Genomic DNA, 3,464 nt, shown 5'->3' on the forward strand with positions numbered 1-3,464 from the left:
TATCGCGCACCGATTCTGGCGCTGATCCCGTTATTTACGGTCTTTGTTTCCGTCAAGATCGCCCTTTCCGTTCTCGCGATTCTGGCATCGTGGGGCTGGGTCGGATTATTCTCCGGAATTGAAGTCTACGTAACCGTGATTCTGTATGGTGCCGGCGTAGATTACTGCCTGTTTCTGATCGCCCGGCATCGGGAAGAACTGGATAAAGAATGTACTTTTAATGAAGCCATTTCCAACTCGATCACAACCGTAGGAGCCGCCTTAGCCGCCAGTGCAGGCACTACCATGTGCGGGATCGGGATGATGTATTTTGCGGAATTCGGCAAGTTCCAGCAGGCCGGCATCGCCATGTCAATGAGCCTGTTTTTTGTGCTCCTTGCTTCGTTGACGCTCTCCCCCGCCCTGCTCTGCCTGGCCGGACGATTTGCCTATTGGCCACAATCTTTCAATGAACGGGTGGCGGTTTCTGCCGGCTGGCTGACTCCTTCCAGCGTCATGGCCCGACTGATGCAACGCAACTGGACCGGCTCGATCTGGGAATCGGTTTCCGCAGCATTGCTCAAAAGCCCCGGTAAAATCTGGCTGACCACCACAGCCATTCTCGCTCCCTTCGCGCTGATCAGCCTCGCCTGCTATGGAAATTTGAGCTATGGCTTACTTTCCGAACTCCCCAGCGAAGATCCCAGCGTTGTCGGAACCAAAGCCGTTCAAGGCCATTACCCCGCAGGTGCCACCGGACCACTGACACTGTTATTCCAGAACCCGAACATCAACTTTTCCGATCCTCAGGGCCGCGTCGCCATCGAAACGCTCACCGACGATTTGCTAAAACACAAAGAAGAGCTGGGGATCGCCGACATCCGCAACATGACCAAACCCTTCGGGATTGGCGCAGCAGATGAAATGGAAAAAGCAAAAAACCTGACGGGATTCAAAAAAATAGGCGCACTCGGCCGCATCAAGTTAATCAAAAACTACTATGTCAGTTCGGAACCAAACCTGGAAAACCATGTCACACGCATGGATCTCATCCTCGAAAAAGATCCCTTCTCACGCGACAGCATGATGCAACTCGAACGCGTCAAAAAAGCAGTCAGCAAATCACTGCCGGCAGATCTGCGCGATCATACGAAGCTCTATTATATTGGCGCCACCGCCAGCATCAGCGACTTGAAAGCCGTGACCGATCAGGATCAGGGCCGGATCGACGTTCTGGTACTAGGCAGCGTGTTTCTAATTCTGGTAATTCTGCTCAGACGCCCCGCGATTTCAGCCTATCTGATTCTCAGCGTCTTTTTCAGTTATCTCGTGACGCTCGGAATCACCTTTGCCGTATTCTGGGCACTCGATCCACAAAACTTTGCCGGGTTGGACTGGAAAGTCCCCATGTTTCTCTTCACGATTCTGATTGCCGTCGGCGAAGATTACAATATCTACCTGATTACTCGCATCGATGAAGAGCAAAAACGGGTCGGGCCGGTGGAAGGCGTGATTACCGCTCTGAAAAATACCGGCGGAATTATTTCCAGTTGCGGGATCATCATGGCCGGAACGTTTTCCTCGCTGATGGCAGGCACACTGGTCGGCATGCATCAGCTCGGCTTTGCACTCGCGTTTGGAGTGCTGCTGGATACGTTTATCATCCGCCCCATCATCGTCCCCGCCTATCTCATCATGCTCTATCGCGGCTACTTCGGCTCCTGGGGAAAATATCTTGGAGCCGCCCAGTTCCTGGAAACCAAACCCCAACGAAAACTCGATTCACCCCAGGTCAAATAGCCTCTGCAAAATTCGCATTAAACAGGGGATGATTTCGAATTTCAAACCCGGTAGCGTGTGCCACTGTCGGCTAGCCCGACAGTGAGAAAAACTCTCTAAAACAGGATGAATTCGAATACATTCAAGCCGTGTACTGCCACCAGAAATTCACGCTTTCACATCCCGATCCGGAACCATCAACCCAACTGCAGAGAACTGCCCCACCTAACGGGAAGTGTGAATCATCAATTCCGGCAACTCCGCCGAGCGCGAACCAGCCACAGGCGGGTTATCCGCAGGCCGAAATGTAAACACCGCCGAGAACTTCGGCTGATTCGTAAAATTCCGCGTGGCCGCATGAAACGTGCGACAATGAAAGAACAAAATATCGCCTGGATGCAATTCCGCAGAGACACTCGTCTTAATCAGATCCTGATTCTCATCCAGGTCCGTTCTCAGAAAAATCCGCTCATCCAGACGCTGCGGCGCAAACTCCATCCGATGCGTCTTGGGAATCACTTTCAGACAACCGTTATCCAGATTTTCCTCGCCCAGCGCGACCCAGACACTGATCAGCTCTTTCCGTTCAAACGACCAGAATCGAATATCCTGATGCCATAACGTATCGCTGCTGAATTCGGGCTGTTTGGTCATAATGCAATTGTGATGCGCCAGAGGCATCACGTAATCGGGCCCCAGCAATTGTGCCAACCGTCCGACCAGAGCGGGATGGTTGATGAAATCCGTAAAGCTCATCCCCCGGCTGTGCGCCTGTTTCAACCGCCGCACGGTTTCCCCCCCCATCACATTCCGGGACGGAGGCGAGCCCGGATATTCCACATCCGCTTCATACTCCACCGGCTCCACGACACGCGCCAACCCGTCTTTCGTCGCCGCGAGCATCTCCTGCCGCAGCGATTCGGGACAAAGATTACGCAAAATCAGGTACCCGTCCTGCTCGAATTTATCAAGTTCTTCGGATGTCAGCCGATCGTTCGTTACAGACTGTGAAGGTGAAGACATAGCTCTCAACTCTGATCAAAAAGGCTTCCAGTCGGCACCAGATCCGAAAAACGCAATCCCCGGTCCGACTTACACGCTTATAATACAATTCACGTCGGGAAATTTAAAGCTGTCAATTCGCATTAGGATGGCAACTCAGAAATTCTAATTGTACAGCAGGGAGCAACACGCGGAGGTCTCGACATCATTCGTGGGGGACGGAATACACGGATCTATTTCCGTTGATCACAAATCACCTCACACTTCCTGATCCAGTGCTTCGTCTGAATGCGTCCCCAACCACTCCGCCTTAAATCGGTCATTCGATTTCATGAACAGGAACACCGGCCCATAAAACAGCACGTAAGGCATCCAGCCCAGACCAATCGCCAGCCCGGGAATCATATTGTCGACCTCCCCCGGCTCCCCGCTGCCCGCTGTCAGACCAATCCACGTGGCCCAGAAGAAAAAGAACCCCAGGACAAATCCGAGATCACTCCAGACCGCCATCAGAATCAAAGGCACCACCAGCGGCGGGATCGCAAGCAGACTTCGATCCGCCATCAGGAACGAAAGCACAACCGGCAACGCAATGGCGATGAACAGCAGCAGAAATCCGGTACGCGACGAAATTTGTTGATGACGTGAATGGACCATCTGACACCACTTCAAAAAAAATAATCAACTTAGATAAGTTGCTACAT

Annotated in this window: 3 protein-coding genes; 1 reads left to right on the top strand and 2 read right to left on the bottom strand. The window is 52.4% G+C overall.

Annotated elements, in window-relative coordinates; all coding sequences use genetic code 11:
• Positions 1-1,779: MMPL family transporter (locus Q0294_RS05855; protein WP_299461855.1), on the top strand; the 1,779-nt coding region annotated here is incomplete at its 5' end.
• Positions 1,780-1,983: 204 nt separating this feature from the next.
• Here the strand turns inward: Q0294_RS05855 and Q0294_RS05860 are convergent.
• Together Q0294_RS05860 and Q0294_RS05865 are read right to left on the bottom strand one after the other, a co-directional pair.
• The gene (locus Q0294_RS05860) at positions 1,984-2,781 is read right to left on the bottom strand and encodes a phytanoyl-CoA dioxygenase family protein (RefSeq protein WP_299461857.1); all 798 of its coding nucleotides are present in this window, start codon (positions 2,779-2,781) and stop codon (positions 1,984-1,986) included.
• Positions 2,782-3,018: 237 nt separating this feature from the next.
• Positions 3,019-3,417 carry a hypothetical protein gene (locus Q0294_RS05865; protein WP_299461859.1) on the bottom strand — a complete coding sequence of 133 codons (399 nt, stop codon included), beginning with the start codon at positions 3,415-3,417 and terminating at the stop codon, positions 3,019-3,021.
• Between the last annotated feature and the right edge of the window lie 47 nt (positions 3,418-3,464).

Source organism: uncultured Gimesia sp., assembly GCF_937919775.1.
Lineage (GTDB): Bacteria > Planctomycetota > Planctomycetia > Planctomycetales > Planctomycetaceae > Gimesia.

Excerpts from the sequence above, each read along its gene's own strand:
- Q0294_RS05860 (WP_299461857.1), bottom strand. The coding sequence starts at position 2,781 with ATGTCTTCACCTTCACAGTCTGTAACGAACGATCGGCTGACATCCGAA.
- Q0294_RS05865 (WP_299461859.1), bottom strand. The coding sequence starts at position 3,417 with ATGGTCCATTCACGTCATCAACAAATTTCGTCGCGTACCGGATTTCTG.